The organism is Achromobacter sp. AONIH1, assembly GCF_002902905.1.
Lineage (GTDB): Bacteria > Pseudomonadota > Gammaproteobacteria > Burkholderiales > Burkholderiaceae_B > Achromobacter.
Window position 1 is genome coordinate 4696346 of sequence record NZ_CP026124.1, and the last position, 16040, is coordinate 4712385.

At 69.9% G+C, this 16040-nt stretch carries 20 protein-coding genes; 14 read left to right on the plus strand and 6 right to left on the minus strand.

What is annotated here, in order from left to right:
- Nucleotides 1–54: 54 nt before the first annotated feature.
- The 3 genes from C2U31_RS21495 to C2U31_RS21505 all read left to right on the plus strand — a co-directional run bounded on the left by C2U31_RS21495 (nucleotide 55) and on the right by C2U31_RS21505 (nucleotide 3062).
- Entirely contained in the window at nucleotides 55–843 is a 789-nt protein-coding gene (locus tag C2U31_RS21495) for a DeoR/GlpR family DNA-binding transcription regulator (protein WP_233772451.1), read from the plus strand.
- Nucleotides 844–940: 97 nt separating this feature from the next.
- A complete protein-coding gene (locus tag C2U31_RS21500) occupies nucleotides 941–2539 on the plus strand; it encodes a glycerol-3-phosphate dehydrogenase/oxidase (RefSeq protein WP_103274640.1) in 1599 nt (532 codons plus the stop codon).
- Between the two features lie 13 nt (nucleotides 2540–2552).
- Entirely contained in the window at nucleotides 2553–3062 is a 510-nt protein-coding gene (locus C2U31_RS21505) for a hypothetical protein (protein ID WP_103274641.1), read from the plus strand.
- 36 nt (nucleotides 3063–3098) lie between these two features.
- Here the strand turns inward: C2U31_RS21505 and C2U31_RS21510 are convergent, their stop codons facing one another.
- Complete coding sequence (locus C2U31_RS21510; RefSeq protein WP_103274642.1) at nucleotides 3099–3638, minus strand: HD-GYP domain-containing protein; 540 nt, start codon at nucleotides 3636–3638, stop codon at nucleotides 3099–3101.
- A 255-nt stretch (nucleotides 3639–3893) separates the two neighbouring features.
- The gene (locus C2U31_RS21515) at nucleotides 3894–4574 is read right to left on the minus strand and encodes a type 1 glutamine amidotransferase domain-containing protein (RefSeq protein ID WP_103274643.1); all 681 of its coding nucleotides are present in this window, start codon (nucleotides 4572–4574) and stop codon (nucleotides 3894–3896) included.
- Nucleotides 4575–4930: 356 nt separating this feature from the next.
- Between C2U31_RS21515 and C2U31_RS21520 the strand changes: the two genes are divergently transcribed.
- The 4 genes from C2U31_RS21520 to C2U31_RS21535 all read left to right on the plus strand — a co-directional run bounded on the left by C2U31_RS21520 (nucleotide 4931) and on the right by C2U31_RS21535 (nucleotide 7523).
- Nucleotides 4931–5650 (plus strand): response regulator transcription factor, encoded by a 720-nt coding sequence (locus C2U31_RS21520; RefSeq protein WP_103274644.1) that lies wholly within the window; start codon nucleotides 4931–4933, stop codon nucleotides 5648–5650.
- A 75-nt stretch (nucleotides 5651–5725) separates the two neighbouring features.
- Nucleotides 5726–6208: a YbaK/prolyl-tRNA synthetase associated domain-containing protein gene (locus C2U31_RS21525; RefSeq protein ID WP_103274645.1), complete on the plus strand. Its 483-nt coding sequence runs from the start codon at nucleotides 5726–5728 to the stop codon at nucleotides 6206–6208.
- A gap of 2 nt (nucleotides 6209–6210) precedes the next feature.
- A complete protein-coding gene (locus C2U31_RS21530; protein ID WP_103274646.1) occupies nucleotides 6211–7029 on the plus strand; it encodes an NRDE family protein in 819 nt (272 codons plus the stop codon).
- 59 nt (nucleotides 7030–7088) lie between these two features.
- Complete coding sequence (locus C2U31_RS21535) at nucleotides 7089–7523, plus strand: carboxypeptidase-like regulatory domain-containing protein (protein WP_103276502.1); 435 nt, start codon at nucleotides 7089–7091, stop codon at nucleotides 7521–7523.
- Nucleotides 7524–7572: 49 nt separating this feature from the next.
- On the opposite strand, the gene C2U31_RS21540 is transcribed toward C2U31_RS21535, so the two are convergent.
- Nucleotides 7573–7947, minus strand: coding sequence for an MAPEG family protein (locus C2U31_RS21540; RefSeq protein WP_103274647.1), 375 nt, complete (start codon nucleotides 7945–7947; stop codon nucleotides 7573–7575).
- 135 nt (nucleotides 7948–8082) lie between these two features.
- Between C2U31_RS21540 and C2U31_RS21545 the strand changes: the two genes are divergently transcribed.
- Entirely contained in the window at nucleotides 8083–8931 is an 849-nt protein-coding gene (locus C2U31_RS21545) for a CPBP family intramembrane glutamic endopeptidase (RefSeq protein ID WP_233772452.1), read from the plus strand.
- 61 nt (nucleotides 8932–8992) lie between these two features.
- Here C2U31_RS21545 and C2U31_RS21550 read toward each other — a convergent pair whose 3' ends face one another.
- From C2U31_RS21550 to arfB, 3 genes are all read right to left on the minus strand, one after another.
- The gene (locus C2U31_RS21550; RefSeq protein ID WP_103274648.1) at nucleotides 8993–10045 is read right to left on the minus strand and encodes an alkene reductase; all 1053 of its coding nucleotides are present in this window, start codon (nucleotides 10043–10045) and stop codon (nucleotides 8993–8995) included.
- 51 nt (nucleotides 10046–10096) lie between these two features.
- Nucleotides 10097–10444: a helix-turn-helix transcriptional regulator gene (locus C2U31_RS21555; RefSeq protein WP_103274649.1), complete on the minus strand. Its 348-nt coding sequence runs from the start codon at nucleotides 10442–10444 to the stop codon at nucleotides 10097–10099.
- A 148-nt stretch (nucleotides 10445–10592) separates the two neighbouring features.
- Nucleotides 10593–11009 (minus strand): alternative ribosome rescue aminoacyl-tRNA hydrolase ArfB, encoded by a 417-nt coding sequence (arfB, locus tag C2U31_RS21560; protein WP_103276504.1) that lies wholly within the window; start codon nucleotides 11007–11009, stop codon nucleotides 10593–10595.
- Between the two features lie 83 nt (nucleotides 11010–11092).
- On the opposite strand from arfB, the gene queE reads away from it, so the two are divergent.
- The 6 genes from queE to C2U31_RS21590 all read left to right on the plus strand — a co-directional run bounded on the left by queE (nucleotide 11093) and on the right by C2U31_RS21590 (nucleotide 16023).
- Nucleotides 11093–11725 carry a 7-carboxy-7-deazaguanine synthase gene (queE, locus tag C2U31_RS21565; RefSeq protein WP_103274650.1) on the plus strand — a complete coding sequence of 211 codons (633 nt, stop codon included), beginning with the start codon at nucleotides 11093–11095 and terminating at the stop codon, nucleotides 11723–11725.
- Between the two features lie 28 nt (nucleotides 11726–11753).
- Entirely contained in the window at nucleotides 11754–12197 is a 444-nt protein-coding gene (gene queD / locus C2U31_RS21570) for a 6-carboxytetrahydropterin synthase QueD (protein WP_103274651.1), read from the plus strand.
- Between the two features lie 169 nt (nucleotides 12198–12366).
- Nucleotides 12367–12840 (plus strand): MarR family winged helix-turn-helix transcriptional regulator, encoded by a 474-nt coding sequence (locus tag C2U31_RS21575; RefSeq protein ID WP_103274652.1) that lies wholly within the window; start codon nucleotides 12367–12369, stop codon nucleotides 12838–12840.
- Nucleotides 12837–14897: an FUSC family protein gene (locus tag C2U31_RS21580; protein ID WP_103274653.1), complete on the plus strand. Its 2061-nt coding sequence runs from the start codon at nucleotides 12837–12839 to the stop codon at nucleotides 14895–14897. The genes C2U31_RS21575 and C2U31_RS21580 overlap by 4 nt, the downstream gene beginning before the upstream one ends.
- Nucleotides 14894–15112, plus strand: a complete 219-nt coding sequence (locus C2U31_RS21585) for a DUF1656 domain-containing protein (protein ID WP_103274654.1) — start codon at nucleotides 14894–14896, stop codon at nucleotides 15110–15112. The genes C2U31_RS21580 and C2U31_RS21585 overlap by 4 nt, the downstream gene beginning before the upstream one ends.
- The gene (locus C2U31_RS21590; protein ID WP_103274655.1) at nucleotides 15109–16023 is read left to right on the plus strand and encodes an HlyD family secretion protein; all 915 of its coding nucleotides are present in this window, start codon (nucleotides 15109–15111) and stop codon (nucleotides 16021–16023) included. The genes C2U31_RS21585 and C2U31_RS21590 overlap by 4 nt, the downstream gene beginning before the upstream one ends.
- Nucleotides 16024–16040 lie beyond the last annotated feature (17 nt).

Here is a 16040-nt window from a genome sequence, read left to right on the forward strand (position 1 = left end):
AACAATCTTGCAGTGCGTCATTATTTTTCGCTTTTGTTGTTTTATCATACGCACATGACACTGAATCCCAGACAGAGCGCTTTGATCGAAATGGTGCGCGCCCAAGGCTCAGCCACGATCGAAGAACTCGCCAAACGCTTCGACGTCACGCTGCAGACCGTGCGGCGCGACGTGCATTTCCTGTCGGAAGCCGGGCTGCTGTCGCGCTTTCATGGCGGCGTGCGCATCGAGGCTTCCACCATCGAGAACATCGCCTACCGCAAGCGCCAAGGGCTGCACGCGGCCGGCAAGCAGCGCATCGCCGAGGCCGTGGCCCGCGCCGTGCCGGACGGCTGTTCGCTGATCCTGAACATCGGCACCACCACCGAGGCCATCGCGCGCGCCCTGTTGCGCCATCGTGGCCTGCGCGTCATCACCAACAACCTGCACGTGGCCGACATCCTGTCCGACAATCCGGACTGCGAGGTGATCGTGGCCGGCGGCGTGGTCCGCTCGCGCGACCGAGGCATCATTGGCGAAGCCACCATGGATTTCATCCGCCAGTTCAAGGTGGATATCGGCCTGATCGGCATTTCCGGCATCGAGGCCGACGGCACGCTGCGCGACTACGACTTCCGCGAAGTGCGTGTCTCCCGCACCATCATCGAACAGTCGCGCGAAGTCTGGCTGGCGGCCGACAGCAGCAAGTTCAAGCGCCAGGCCATGGTCGAGCTGGCCCACATTTCCGAGATCGACCGCTTCTTCACCGACGCGCATCCCCAGGAACCGCTGGCCCAGGCGCTGCTGGACGCCGGCGTGCGCTGCGAGGTCGCGGCCGCCGCGCCGGCCAAGCCCGCCGCCTGAATCCGCCCCGACGCCCGCCCACGCCCACCACAGGCCGAACCGACAACCTTCCACAGCGCATGACCCCAATCCCCGCGGACATGCTCTACCAGCTCCTATGAATTCCACTCTCGCTTCCGTCACCCCGCCCGATCGCGACCGCCTGCTCGCCCAGCTCGACAACACGCCCGCCTGGGACGTGATCGTCATCGGCGGCGGCGCCACCGGCCTGGGCACCGCCGTGGACGCGGCCTCGCGCGGCTACCGCACGCTCTTGATCGAAGGCGCCGACTTCGCCAAGGGCACGTCCAGCAAGGCCACCAAGCTGGTTCACGGCGGCGTGCGCTACCTGGCGCAGGGCAATGTCAGCCTGGTTCGCGAAGCGTTGCACGAGCGCGGCCTGCTCAACCGCAACGCGCCGCATCTGGTGTGGCCGCTGGGCTTCGTCGTGCCGGCCTACAACCTGCTGGACCAGCCCTTCTATGGCATCGGCCTGAAGATGTACGACATGCTGGCCGGCAAGCTGAACCTGTCGCCCAGCCGCTGGCTGTCGCGCCGCGACACGCTGGCCAACGCGCCGACGCTGGCCGAGCAGGTCAATGGTCGCGGCCTGAAGGGCGGCGTGCTGTATTACGACGGCCAGTTCGACGACGCGCGCCTGGCCATGAGCCTGATGCGCACGCTGTTCGACCTGGGCGGCACGGCGGTCAACTACGTGCGCGCCACCGGGCTGACCATGACGAACGGCAAGGTCGACGGCGTGACGGCCACCGACGCGCTGGGCGACGCGGTCTTCACGCTGCGCGCGCGCTGCGTGATCAACGCCACCGGCGTCTGGGTCGACGCCGTGCGTCGCATGGAAGACAAGAACGCTCCCACCATGGTCGCGCCCAGCCAGGGCGTGCACCTGACGCTGCCGCGCGATTTCCTGCCGGGCAAGCGCGCCATCCTGATTCCCAAGACCGACGACGGCCGCGTGCTGTTCGTGGTGCCGTGGAACGGCCACACCATCGTCGGCACCACCGACACCCCGCGCGACGACCTGCCGCTGGATCCCGACGCCGGCGCGCAGGACGTGGACTTCATCCTGGGCACGGCGGCCCGCTATCTGAGCCGCAAGCCCACCCGCGATGATGTCACCAGCGTCTGGGCCGGGCTGCGCCCCTTGGTCAAGGCCACCGGCGAGGCATCCACCAAGACGCTGTCGCGCGAACACACCATCCTGGTGTCCAAGGCCGGCCTGGTCACGGTCACGGGCGGAAAATGGACCACCTACCGCCGCATGGCGCAGGACGTGGTCAACACGGCCATCCAGAACCAGCTGCTGACGCAGGCCCCCTGCCGCACCGAGTCGCTGGCCCTGCACGGCGCCGCCGGACTGTCGCCGTCGCAGGAACACGCCGGCACGCCGGACAGCTACTACGGCAGCGACCTGCCCGCGCTCAAGGCCCTGCCGGGCGCCGAGCGCATGCTGGTCAGCGCCAGCGGCCTGTCCGAAGCCCATGTGCGCTACGCCGCCCGCTACGAGCTGGCGCGCACCGCCGAGGACGTGCTGGCGCGTCGCAACCGCGCCCTGTTCCTGGACAGCGAGGCCGCCATGCTGGCAGCGCCGGAAGTCGCCCGTATCCTGGCCGAGGAACTCGGCCACGACGCCGCCTGGCAGCAGCGCACGCTGCGCGACCTGGAACCGGTGGCGGCGCGCTATCGCCTGCGCTGAAGCGCGGGATTTCATGCGCAGGCAGCCTCCCGCCCTGTACGCCAGCGCCGCCCTCTGCGCGGCGCTGGCGCTATGGGGCGCGCCTGCCGCGGGCCGCGACGGCGGCAGGACGGCAGGCGCCGGCCTGGCGCCGCCCACAGCCGCCGCTAGCGAAACGGCGAACGGCGACGCGCGCGACTGCGCGCCCACCGAGCGCGCCGGCGGCAAGGTCATTGACATCTACTGGACGCGCGGGCCCGACCATGGCCGGATCACCGGCGGCGAGGTCGATCATTACGTCGACCTGAATCTCGTGGTCCGGACGCGCGGCTACTTCGAAGGCGATTGCGTGGAAGCCACCGTGCAGGCGACCGACGGCGGCGACATCGTCGAAGGCCGCAAGACATTGACGCTGCACGGACGCGTCGACAAGGCGGGGGTCGCCTACTTCAAGGAACCGCTGCGGCGCTACACGCTGATCCTGTCGGACGGCGACAAGGACGCGCCCGGGCAGGACGCGCCAGGCTCCCGCCCTGCGCCCTGACGCGACCGCCGCCTGGAAAGCGGCGGCCGGGCGCCCTCAGGGCACCCGCAGCGGGCTGTGCCTGATCATGCCCTCGAACACCCGCAGCAGGTCGGGATCGCACTTGGCGCCGGCCTCGCGATGCAGGATCAGCATGATCTGCGCATGCGTGCGGGCCGGGTGATAGGGTCGCGCGTCGCCCAGAGCATCGTAGGAATCCGCCAGGGAAATGATGCGCGAATGCAGCGGGATGTCATGACCCGCCAATCCATCCGGATAGCCGGAGCCGTCGAAGTGCTCGTGATGGTGGCGCACCGCCAGCGCGATCTGGTCGCGTCCCGGCAGGTCGCTCTGGCCGATGATGTCGGCGCCGACGGCGGCGTGCGACTTCATGATTTCCCAGTCCTCGTTTTCAAGCCTGCCGGGCGAGAACAGCACGCGATCGGGCGTGGCGATCTTGCCCAGGTCGTGCAATCGGGCGGCGACGGCGATGGACTCCAGCTCGTCTTCGGCCAGGCCGCAGGCACGGGCCAGCGCCACGCTCAGCGCCACCACGCGGTGGCAGTGCCGACCCGTGGCCGGATCGCGCGCGCGCATCGCGGCGAACAGCGCCGCCTCACAGGAGCCGGGCGGCTCCCCTTCCGTCGAAAAACGCTGCGGGACATCCGTGGCCGGGGATGGGGCAGCCAGGCCGTCTGACGGTGACGGCGGCACTGAGGGTACGTCTGGAGGCATCGAACAAGGCATGCGCGGCACTGCGATGGCGCCGCGTCGGAATCATAAAGTAGCGATTCTGACACATTGCTGCACGTTCCGCGCGCGCTGGGCGGCGCGTCTCCGACGCCTGTCGGTTCACTGGCGCAGGCGCTCCAGCAAGGCCTCGGCCACCCCGACCGACGATGCCGGATTCTGCCCGGTGATCAGCAGCCCGTCGGCGATCACGTGCGGCTGCCAGTCCTCGGCGCGGCTGTACTGCGCGCCCAGGCGCACCAGTTCATCTTCCACCAGGAACGGCACGATCTGGCTCAGGCCCACTGCGGCCTCCTCGGCGTTGGAAAAGCCCGTGACCTGCCTGCCCTGCACCATCGGCTTGCCGTCGGCGGTCCTGGCGTGGCGCAGCACGCCCGGCGCATGGCACACCGCCGCCACGGGCTTGCCGGCGGCCAGCATGTTCTGGATCAGCTTCACCGAACGCGGATCCTCGGCCAGATCCCACAGCGGCCCGTGGCCGCCCGGGTAGAACACGGCATCATGATCGGCCGCCTGCGCCTCGGCCAGCGGCAGCGTGGCCGCGAGCCGGCGCTGGGCCTGGGCATCGCCACGGAAACGATGGGTGGCCTCGGTCTGGGCCTCGGGGTCGTCGCTCTTGGGATCCAGCGGCGGCTGGCCGCCCTTGGGCGAGGCCAGCGTCAGCTCGGCGCCGGCATCCAGGAAGGCATAGTACGGCGCGGCGAACTCCTCCAGCCAGAAGCCGGTCTTGCGCCCGGTGGCGCCCAGCGTGTCATGGGAAGTCACGACGATCAGGATCTTCATTGCGTGCTCCTGTAGCGCGACCTCGCCGCCGCGCGCGCGGCGGACGGGGGATCGTTGAGGAATGCGCCGGCTCGCGGCCCGTGAGGCCCGCGCCGGCGGAAACGGCGGAGGCCGGAAAGGATCGCCTCCGGCTGGCCTGACCCATTACACCATCGATGGGCCAATGCCGCCGGCCCGCCCGCCAAGCGGCCGGTTCATGCGCCCACATCGTGCACCAACATCGCGCACGCCACAGGGCGCGGCAGGCCATGTCCGAGAATTCGGGTCAGAAAGGGGCGTTGAGCGAGGTTTGGGAATCACTGGTAACCGATGCATCATTCATGCGCTCGAGCCGCAATGACCCCCCACAACGATTCATGAATGACCTACTAGACCTGATCGTCTTTTCTCCCGACGCCGATCAGCGCGCGCGCCGCAGCGGCGCACTGGCCGAAATGGGCTTCTCGCCCCGCCGCTGCGAAGATTCCAACGGCCTGTTCCGCCTGTTCCAGACCCGCCGCACGCCGCTGCTTGTCATGGAAGCGGAGCTGACCGATCTGTGCATGGCCGTCGCCGGCCTGCGCGCCATGGACACCACGGCGGGCATCGTCGCCATCTCCACCTTCGATTCGCCAGAAAACCGCATCCTCGGGCTGCACTGCGGCGCCGACGTCTGCTTCCAGCCCGACGTCGCGACGGCCGAGATCGCCGCCGCGCTGCAGGCCCTGGTGCGCCGCACGCCGCCTTCGGGACGCCGCCACGCCGAGGCGGAGACGCGCGCGCAGCCAGCGTCCGCCGGCGCCGCCGCCGGACGCTGGCAGTTCCAGGACGCCGCCTGGACCCTGGTCAGCCCGCGCGGCGAGCGCCTGCCGCTGACCCAGGCCGAGCGCGAATTCCTGCTCAAGCTGACCTCGGCCATGGACAAGCGCCTGCCGCGCAGCGACGCCTTCGCGCCCGACCCCCAGGCCGGCCGTGACTCGGTGCGCCGCACCGACGTGGTGGTGAGCCGGCTGCGGCGCAAGGCGCAGGACATGCACCTGGACCTCCCGATCCGGACGGTCTGGGGCTGGGGCTACGCCTTCACCGGTGAGATCTAGCGCGGGCGTATCATGCGCGCAGCGATCGCGGTTTCCCGCACGCCCGTTCCGCACTCCCGCGATCCCGGATCCAACATGGACGTATTCAGCCAACTGCAAGCCCTGCTGACCCGCCATCAGGCGCGCTATCGCCTGATCGAGCATGCCGCCGCCGGCAAATCGGTCGAAGTCGCCGCCATCCGCGGCACCGCCGTGAGCCAGGGCGCCAAGGCGCTGGTCTGCCGCGTGAAGATTTCCTCGAACCAGCGCCGCAACGTGCTGGCCGTGTTCCCCGCCGACCGTCAGGCCGACCTGGACGCCATCGCCCGCGCCGCCGGCGGCAAGAAGGCCTCGCTGGCCTCGCAGGACCTGGCGCGCGAGCTGACCGGTTGCGAGATCGGCGCCATCCCGCCCTTCTCCTTCAATCCCGAGCTGCACCTGCTGGTCGACCCCACGCTGCGCGAGCGGCACGATGAAATCGTGTTCAACGCCGGCCGTCTGGACGCCTCCATCCTGCTCGACACGGAAGACTACTTCCGGCTGGCCGCGCCCGAGGTCGCGCCGCTCATCAAGGACTGACCATGTGCCTCGCCGTGCTTGCCCTGCATGCCGTCCCCGGCATCCCTGTGCTGATCGCCGCCAACCGCGACGAATTCCACGCCCGCCCCACGCTGGCCGCGGCGCAATGGCCCGACGCGGCCGGCATCTACGCCGGGCGCGATGCGCTGGCCGGCGGCACCTGGATGGGCGCTTCGAGCCATGGCCGCTACGCGCTGGTCACCAATTTCCGCGAACCCGGCCTGAACCGCGCCGACGCGCCCTCGCGCGGCGCGCTGGTCGAGCGCTACCTGCGCGGCGACGAGCCGCCGGCCGAGTACATGGCGCGCGTCCATAACGAGGGGCAGGCCTACAACGGCTTCAACCTGATCGTGGGCGACATGGAACAAGCCTGGTATGTCAGCAACCGTGACGGCGCGCCGCGACGGCTCGTAGCAGGCTTGTACGCGCTGTCCAACCACCTGCTGGACACGCCCTGGCCCAAGCTCGCGCGCACCAAGCGCGCCTTCGCCGATGTGCTGCGCCAGGGCCCCCAGCCCGACCTGCCCGCGCTGTACACGGCCCTGGCCGATCGTGAACCGGCCGACGACGACGAACTGCCCGCCACCGGCCTGCCGCCGGACCGCGAGAAACTGCTGAGCAGCCCCTTCATCGTCAGCCCCACCTACGGCACCCGCAGCTCGACCGTGCTGGCCTTGCGGGAGCATGGCGCCGGGCTGCTGCACGAGCGGCGCTACGCGCCTGACGGCACGCTGAACGGAGAAAGCGAACTCCTCTTCGAGCTGCCTCCCGAATACGCCGGCGCACGAACTCCGGACGCCGTCGCGGGTCGAAACGCATGACGCGCGCCGGCCAGCGCCCGGCGCGGCGCACCGCCGTCCGTCGAATCAAGGAGAACAGCATGAACAAGCGCATCGAACGTTGCACTATGGCCGCGGCCATGGCCTTGGGCAGCATGGCCATCGCCGGCCTGCTGAACACCGCGCAGGCGGGACTGCCGCCGGTCCAGCATCAGGGATCGGTGCAGTACGTCAGCGGCGGCATCGGGCTCGACGAATCCGAGGCCCTGAAGGCCGCCGCCAAGGACTATCCCCTGGCGCTGACCTTCGCCGCACAGGTCGGCGGCAAGGCCGACTATGTCGCGGACGTGACCGTGGCCATACACGACGGCCAGGGCAAGCCGGTGCTGCGCGCGACGTCGGAAGGCCCGTACATGCTGGTGAAGCTGCCGGCCGGCGACTACAAGGTGTCGGCCACCTACAAGGGCCAGACGCAGGAACGCCAGGTCGCCGTCAAGGGCGCCGGCGCCGCACGCGCCGTCTTCGAGTGGAAATGACGCCGCGCCGGCGGGCCGGCCGAGGCCCCGGGGCGGCGCGGCGGCCGGCTCAGACGCCGGTGAACAGGATGGCGATGGTGAAGCCGATGCTGGTCGCCCAGACCAGCGAGCGCAGCGCGCCCCAACCCGCCACGTACATGGCCAGATAGCCCAGTCGCAGCCCCAGCCAGCACGCCATCAGCGTGGCCACGCGCGTCGCGTCGGCCTGGTTGTGCAGCGCGAACAAGACCGCCGCGTAGAAGAAAGGCAGCGCCTCGAAGGCATTGCTCTGCGCCGCGTTGGCGCGCGCCCGCCAGCCTTCCTGCCGCGCCAGCCAGGGACGCGGGTCGTTGTTGTCGAACTTCTGGCCGCCCGCCTTGGCCAGGATGGCGGACAGGAAGGGCACGATCGCCGCCGCCAGCATCAACCACGCAATCATTTTCATGGGCAAACCTCTGCTTGGATGTGAGAAAACGCGGTGACGCGCGCCGCCGCGCTGGCCGCATGGTCGCCCGAAAGCCGGAAAATGAAAAGCCCGTCACCGTTTACACTCGCCAGTTTTCCCGATCGCGAGTTTCCGGTGCCCTTGTTGTCCCCCTGGTCCGTCCTGTTCCTGTCCGCCGCCTTGCTGTGGCCCCCCGCCACGCGCCGTTGGGCGCCCCTGGCGCTGGCGGTGGCCTATGCCTGGGCCGGCACGCAGGGCGCGCTGGACCCCGCCGCCCTGGCCGCGCCGGCGCTGCTGGCGCTGGCCGCCCTGCTGGTGCAGCCGGCGGCCCCGACCGCCCTGCGGCTGGCCGGCCACATGCTGTTCATCGCCGTGGCGGCGGCGCTGTTCCTGCACCTGATGCCGGGATTCCACAATCCGCTGGTGATCCCGCGCGCGCCGCTCAGTCCGGACGCCGTGCCGTTCAGCATGTACCTGAACCTGGACAAGCCGCTGGTGGCGTTCTGGATCATCCTGGCCCTGCCGCCCGTCATGACGGGCCTGGACGCGGGCCGCACGCTGCGCGCCACGCTGGCCTGCGGCGCGGCGGCGGTGCTCGTGTGCCTGACGCTGGCGCTGGCCCTGGGCATGGTCGGCTGGGCCCCCAAGTGGCCGGACAACGGCTGGCTGTGGCTGGTCAACAATGCCTTGCTGGTGACGCTGGCGGAGGAAGCGCTGTTCCGTGGCTATATCCAGGAACGGCTGGGCCGGCTGTGGCGCGCGCGCCGCTGGGGCGCCGATGCCGCGCTGCTGTGCGCGGCCGCGCTGTTCGGCCTGGCGCACTATGCCGGCGGCTGGCAATGGATGCTGCTGGCGGGCCTGGCGGGGGCCGCCTACGGCTTGGCCTACCGCCACGGCGGCCTGGCGGCGGCGGTGCTGGCGCACCTGGCGCTGAACACCGCGCACTTCGGCCTGTACACCTATCCCATGCGCGCGGCATTCTAGGACGCGCCGCAGCCGGCGGCGCGGACGCGCCCATGCGCGCCGCGCGCCCGGCGCTCCGGCCTCAGGCCAGCGCCGGATAGTCCGTGTAGCCGCCGGGGCCCGGCGCGTAGAACGTGGCGGGGTTGGGCCGGTTCAGCGGCGCCTTCAGCGCGAAACGCCGCGCCAGGTCCGGATTGGCGATGTACTGCACGCCGAATGCCACCGCGTCGGCGCGGCCGGCGGCGATCGCGGCCTCGGCGGACTCACGCGTAAAGCCTTCGTTGGCGATGTAGGCGCCGCCAAAGGCCGCCTTGAGCGCGGGGCCGATGCTGTCGGGCGCCTCATGCTCGCGCACGCACAGGAACGCGATGCGGCGCCGGCCGAGTTCGGACGCCACGTAGCCGAAGGTGCCAGCGCGGTCCGAATCGCCCATGGTGTGGATATCGCCGCGCGGCGACAGGTGCACGCCCACGCGGCCCGCGCCCCAGACGCCAACGCAGGCGTCGGTCGCTTCCAGCAACAGGCGCGCGCGGTTCTCCACCGGGCCGCCGTAATCGTCATTGCGCAGATTGGTGCTGTCCTGCAGGAACTGGTCCAGCAGGTAGCCGTTGGCCGCATGCACTTCCACGCCGTCGAAACCCGCTTCCTGCGCCATCTGCGCGCCCAGCCGGTAGGCCTGGATCACGCCGGGCAGTTCCGCCGTTTCCAGCGCGCGCGGCGTCACGTAGGCGCGCTGCGGACGCACGTGGCTGACGTGGCCGCGCGCCGCCAGGGCGCTGGGCGCCACCGGCAACTGGCCGTCCAGGAACATGGGGTCCGAGATGCGGCCCACGTGCCAGAGCTGCGCGAAGATGCGGCCGCCGGCCGCGTGCACGGCGGCGGTGACCTGGCGCCAGCCCTGCACCTGCTCGGGCGTCCACAGGCCCGGCGTGTCGGCATAGCCCACGCCCTGCGGCGTCACGGCGGTGGCTTCCGACAGGATCAGGCCCGCGCCGGCGCGCTGCGTGTAGTACTCGGCCATCAGCGCATTGGGCACGCGCCCGGGGCTGGCGTGCATGCGCGTCAGCGGCGCCATGATGACGCGGTTGGGCAGGGTCAGGTCTCCCAGGACCAGGGGTTCGAACAATAGGCTCATGCGACTTCCTCTTGCCCCGGCGCCTGCCGGGGCGTTGCTGAACGGACGGCGCTACATGTCCTGGTTCAGTTGCCGCAGGAATGCGGCGATCAGGGCTTCGTTGCGACGGAAGAACACCCATTGCCCGACCTTGGTGGCCGTGATCAGGCCGGCGCGCTGCAGCACGGCCAGATGCGTGGACACCGTCGACTGGGACAGTCCGCAGCGGCCGTCGATGTGGCCGGCGCAGACGCCATGCTCGAAGGTATGGCCCGGGCGTTCCTCGAAATACGCCTTGGGATCCTTCAGCCACGCCAGGATCTCGCGGCGCACCGGGTTGGCGAGCGCCTTGAGGATGGCGTCGGCGTTGACGGTTGGGTCGTCGCCGGCGGAAGCGGAATTCGAAGGATCCGGGTTCATATTCAAATATCGCAATTTATCGAATCATATATCGTTAAAGATCGATATATGCTCATACCCCCGCGACGAGTGGGGATACTCGCCGCATTCGCGCGCCAGCTCCGCCTCGTCGACGCGATGCCGCCCGGAAGCCGCGAGCCGTGCGCCCTCATTCATCGCCCACCCTGCCGCGCAGCCGCTTGACCTCGCCATGCAGCACCTTGCGCTGCACGCGCCGGCGCTGCGAGGCGCGGGTGGGCCGCGTCGGCCGGCGCGGCTTTTCCGTGCGCGCCGCCGCGCGCACCATGGCGATCAGGCGCTCGATCGCCTCGGCGCGGTTCTTTTCCTGGCTGCGGAACGCCTGTGACTTGATGACGATGACGCCATCCTTGGAGACGCGGTGGTCGTTGAGCGCGCACAGCGCGTCCTGAACCTCGGCCGGCAGGCTGGAGGCGCGCACATCGAAGCGCAGATGCACGGCGCTGGACACCTTGTTGACGTTCTGCCCGCCCGCGCCCTGGGCGCGGATCATCGTGAACACAAGCTCGCGCTCGTCCAGGTACAGGGAATCTTGGATATGAAACATGGGCGCCAAGTCTACGCCAAGGCCCGGCACGGCTTTGCCGGGAGCGCTAAAATAGTCCGCTTTTGCCCGAATTCCGGCATCCCATGACTTATTCCGCCAAAGAGATTTTCAAGACGCTGCAGGGCGAAGGCGCCCACGCCGGCCGCGCGGCGGTGTTCTGCCGGTTCGCGGGCTGCAATCTCTGGACCGGCCGCGAAAGCGACCGCGCCAGCGCCGCCTGCACCTTCTGCGATACCGACTTCATCGGCACCGATGGCGAAGGCGGCGGCAAGTTCACCACGGCGCAGGCGCTGGCCGACGCCATCGCCGCGGCCTGGGGCCCCGGCGCGGAACGGCGCTACGTGGTCTTCACCGGCGGCGAGCCGCTGCTGCAGCTGGACGAGGCCCTGCTGGCCGAGGTGCACGCGCGCGGCTTCACGGTGGCCATCGAGACCAACGGCACGATGCCCGCGCCAGCCGGCATCGATTGGATCTGCGTCAGCCCCAAGGGCACGGCGCCTGTGGTGCTGGAACGCGGCAACGAACTCAAGCTGGTCTATCCGCAAGCCAATGCGCTGCCCGAACGCTTCGCGCACCTGGATTTCGAGCATTTCTTCCTGCAACCCATGGACGGTCCCGCCCGCGTGGCGAATACCGAACGGGCCGTCCAATACTGTACGCAGCATCCGCAATGGCGGCTCAGCCTGCAAACGCATAAATACATAGGCATTCCATGATTCACCCCTACGCTTCGCGGAGCGCGCAATGATCTCCGTGACCCGCAGGCTGGAATTCGACGCCGGCCACCGCATTCCCGATCACCGCAGCCAATGCCGCAACCTGCACGGCCACCGCTATGTGCTGGAAATCACCCTGACCGGCGACGTGGTGCAGGCGCCCGGCGAGTCCGACAACGGCATGCTGATGGATTTCTCCGAAATCAAGCAGATCGCCAAGCAGCACATCGTCGACGTCTGGGACCACGCCTTCCTGGTCTATGAGGGCGACGCCGCCGTGCGCGGCTTCCTGGACACCCTGCCCGGCCATAAGACCGTGGTGCTGGACCGCATCCCCACGGCCGAGAACCTGGCCGCCATCGTGTTCGAGACGCTGGCGCCGCACTATCACGGCCACTATGGCGCCGAGCTGCGCCTGACCCGCGTGCGCCTGTACGAAACGCCCAACTGCTGGGCCGACTGCAACGGCTGACGGCCGCGCGCCGGCCTGATCCGGGCCGGCGCTCCCTCCTTCCCGCTCCCGCCTCCCGGCTTTCCATCCATGGAAAGCCCGCCTCCGATCGTCCCGATTGAAAAAATTCATGGAGATATCGTTCATTTTCATTTATTAGTAAGCTAATAGATAGGATACAATCTAATTCATGAACACGCCTTCCGACTCCCTGCTCATGGCCACCACCGCAAATCTCATGGTGCTGTCGCGCGCCTATCGCGGCGCCGCCGACAAGGCGCTGGCCGACTACGGCCTGTCCCAGGCCACCGCCTGGCCCGTCATCCTCGCCGGCCGCCTGGGCGATGGTGTGCGCCAGGGCGCGCTGGCCGAGGCGCTGGGCGTGGAAGGCCCTTCCCTGGTGCGCGTGCTGGACCAGCTGGTCGCCGCCGGCCTGATGGAACGGCGCGAAGACCCGCATGACCGCCGCGCCAAGACCCTGCACCTGACCGAGGCCGGCCAGGCGCTGCGCGCCCAGGTCGAGGACGTGCTGGTCGCGCTGCGCCGGCGCCTGTTCGACGGCATCAGCGAAGACGATCTGCAAGCCTGCCTGCGCGTGTCCGAGGCGCTCAAGGCCGCGCTGGGCCGCAGCGCCGCCGGCGCGCAGGAGGACTATCGGCCATGAAGCTGCCGGCGCTGCCCAATGTCCGCGAAGCCGTGTTCTCGCTCAAAAGCTACGCGGGCGCGATGCTGGCGCTCTATCTGTCGTACAGCATGGGCCTGCCGCGTCCGTTCTGGGCCATGACCACGGCCTACATCGTGTCGCAGCCCTGGTCCGGCGCGGTGCGCTCCAAGGCGCTGTACCGGCTGGTCGGCACTTTCGTCGGCTCGGCCATGACGGTCTACATGGTGCCGCGCCTGTCCAACTCGCCCGTGGTGATGACCGCCGCCATGGCCCTGTGGGTCGGCGCCTGCCTGTATATGTCGGTGCTGGACCGCACGCCGCGCTCCTATCTGTTCATGCTGGCCGGCTACACCGCCGCCATGATCGGTTTCCCGTCCGTCTCCGAACCCACGCTGGTGTTCGACACCGCGCTGGCCCGCGTCGAGGAAATCGCGCTGGGCATCGTCTGCGCCACGCTGGTCCACAGCGTGGTGCTGCCGCGCGGCCTGGCGCCGGCGCTGACGCTGCTGCTGGACAAGGCCGTGCGCGACGCCCGGCTCTGGATGCAAGACATCCTGGCCGGCGGCGACGCCGGCAAGTCCGACAAGGACCGCCGCACCCTGGCCAACGACATCACCCAGCTGCGCCTGCTGTCGACCCACGTGCCGTTCGACACCAGCAACCTGCGCTGGACCGCCGGCGCGGTGCGCGCCATGCAGGACCGCGTCGCGGCGCTGACGCCCATTGTCTCGGCCGTCGAGGACCGCATGCGCGCCCTGCAGGCCGACGGCCAGCCGCTGCCCGAGAACGTCACGCGCCTGCTGGCCAGCATTTCCAAATGGATCGACGCCGGTCCGCGCGCCACCCATGCCACCGCGCTGCGGCTGCGCGCGGCCGCCGTCCGGCTGACGCCGGCCATCGACAGCCGCTCCAGCTGGCGCGACGCGCTGCTGGCCAGCCTGATGACCCGGCTGCGCGAGCTGATCGACGGCTATGACGAATGCCTGACGCTGCGGCGCGAGATCCGCGCCGGGCTGAACGGCGCCGCGCGACGCGCGCCGCGCCACCTGGACGCGCAGCGCCGCCCGCTGCACCGCGACCACGGCATGGCGCTGCTGTCGGCCGCCGCCGCCGGCCTGGCCATCGCCGCCTGCTGCGCGTTCTGGATCGGCACGGCCTGGAGCAACGGCGCCACCGCCGCGCTCATGGCCGCCATCTTCAGCTGCTTCTTCGCCTCGCAGGACAATCCCGTGCCGGGCATCATGCAGTTCCTGACCTACACGGTGTATTCGATCCCGCTGTCGGCGCTGTACCTGCTGGGCATCATGCCCGCGATCCATTCCTTCGAGATGCTGGCGCTCTCGATGCTGCCCACCGCCTTCGTGATCGGCGTGTTCATCGCCCGCCCGGCCTCCGCCGGCAAGGCCATGGCGGTGCTGTTCGGCTTCGTCGGCACCATGGCGCTGCACGACACCAACACCGCCGACCTGGTCTCGTTCATCGACACGCAGGTCGCGCAGATCATGGGCGTGGGCCTGGCGGCGGTGATCGCCGCCATCTTCCGCACTGTCAGCGCCGACTGGAGCGCGCGCCGCATCCAGGCCGCCAACTGGCGCGACCTGGCGGCGCTGGCGGCCTCGCCGCGCACCCAGGCCCGCCACGGCTACGCGGCGCGCATGCTGGACCGCATCGGCCTGCTGCAACCGCGCCTGGCGCTGGCCAAGCGCCCCGACGACGTGATGGCCGCCGACGCGCTCAAGGACCTGCGCGTGGGCCGCGACATCACCGAACTGCAGCGCGCGCGCCGCCACCTGCCCATGGCCGAACCGGTGCTGCGCCCCGTGCTCGACGGACTGGCGCGCTACTTCCGCGATCGCTCGTCCTGGCGCGGCGGCCAGAAGACGCCGGAATTCCTGGCGCAGATCGACCGCGCGCTGGCCGGCGTGGCGGGCGCGCCCGCCGGCCCGGCCGCGCGCGACCGCGCGGTGGTGGCGCTGGTGGGCATCCGCCGCGCCTTCTTCCCCGACGCGCCCGAGTACCAACCCGCCCATCCCCACCTGGAGGGCCACGCATCATGATCGGCGAATTCAACCTGTACGGCATTTACTTTCCCTGGCTGCTGGTGCTGGGCGTGGTCACGCTGGGCGTGGCCTGGGCCCTGCGCCGGCTGCTGGCCCGGGCCGGCCTGTACCGGCTGGTGTGGCACCCGGCGCTGTTCGACCTCGCGCTGTTCGTGGTGCTGCTTTACGGCGTCACCCTGATATCTCCCTATATTTTCCAGAGACTCGCATGAAGATCCCCAACGCCCTGCGCCCCGCCGCCATCGGCAAGTTCGCGCTGACGGCCGCCGTCGTGGCCGCCGCCGTCGCGGCCGGCTGGCAGCTCTGGGTGCATTACGAAATCGAACCCTGGACCCGCGACGGCCGCGTCAAGGCCTATGTGGTGCAGGTCGCGCCGGATGTGTCCGGCCTGGTCACCGACGTGCCGGTGCACGACAACCAGGACGTGAAGGCCGGCGACGTGCTGTTCGAGATCGACCGCGCCCGCTTCCAGCTCGCCTACGACCAGGCCCAGGCCTCGGTGCGCTCGCAGCAGGTGGCGCGCGAACAAGCGCTGCGCGACGCCAAGCGCAACCGCGCGCTGGGCCAGCTGGTCGCGGCGGAAGCCCTGGAACAGAGCCAGACCAAGCTGCAGCAGACCGAGGCCGCGCTGGCCCAGGCCGAGGTGCAGTTGAACAGCGCGCGCCTGAACCTGGAGCGCAGCCGCGTGCTGGCCGCCACCGACGGCCGCGTCACCAACCTGGACCTGCGCGCCGGCGCCTATGCCACCGCCGGCCGTGGCGTGATGGCGCTGGTGGATTCCGGCTCGTTCTACATCGAAGGCTATTTCGAGGAAACCAAGCTGCCCCGCATCCACGAAGGCGACCCCGTGACCGTGACGCTGATGGGCGACGACCGCCGCATCCATGGCCATGTGGAAAGCATCGCGCTGGGCATCGCCGACCGCGACCGCAGCACCGGCGCCAACCTGCTGCCCAACGTCAACCCCACCTTCAACTGGGTGCGGCTGGCGCAGCGCATCCCGGTGCGCGTGAAGATCGACCAGGTGCCCGAGGGCGTGCGCCTGGTGGCCGGCCAGACCGCCACCGTGTCCGTCAACCCGCCGGAGACCGCGCGGGACGACGGCGCGCCGCGCCACTCCTGATCCCCGCTCTCCCGCCC